Here is a 513-nt window from a genome sequence, read left to right on the forward strand (position 1 = left end):
TTATGGGCTTTAGCCTGTTGAGCGCCTGACAGGCGCGAAACAAAAAACCACCCGCTATGCGGGTGGAGACAATACGTTATACACACAAAAACACCTTTCCGCTACGATGAAGTTGTTCAAGCCCATCGCAACATTAACGGAAAGGTGTTTTTGTTATGGGAACCAAGGCTCATAGCCTAGCGCATACGAAATGGTTGTGCAAGTATCATATCGTCTTTACTCCAAAATATAGAAGAAAAATAATCTTCGCACAGCTCCGTGAAAGTATAAAAGAAATTCTGCAATGCCTCTGCAAATATAAAGGGGTTGAGATTCTGGAAGGGCATCTGATGCCGGATCATGTCCACATGCTGGTGTCCATTCCTCCTAAAATCAGTGTGGCAAATTTCATGGGCTACCTGAAAGGAAAAAGTTCGTTGATGATATTCGATAAGCACGCAAACCTTAAATATAAGTTTGGCAACAGAAAATTTTGGGCCGAAGGATATTATGTCAGTACGGTGGGGCTTAGAG

At 42.9% G+C, this 513-nt stretch carries 1 protein-coding gene; it reads left to right on the forward strand.

Annotated features, from left to right (window positions below; genetic code table 11):
• Window positions 1-155: 155 nt before the first annotated feature.
• The coding region (tnpA, locus tag ACQRCJ_RS12505) for an IS200/IS605 family transposase (protein WP_427799952.1) at window positions 156-513 on the forward strand (358 nt) is incomplete at its 3' end.

It is taken from the genome of Desulfovibrio sp. SGI.102 (genome assembly GCF_050314315.1).
Classification (GTDB): domain Bacteria; phylum Desulfobacterota; class Desulfovibrionia; order Desulfovibrionales; family Desulfovibrionaceae; genus Desulfovibrio.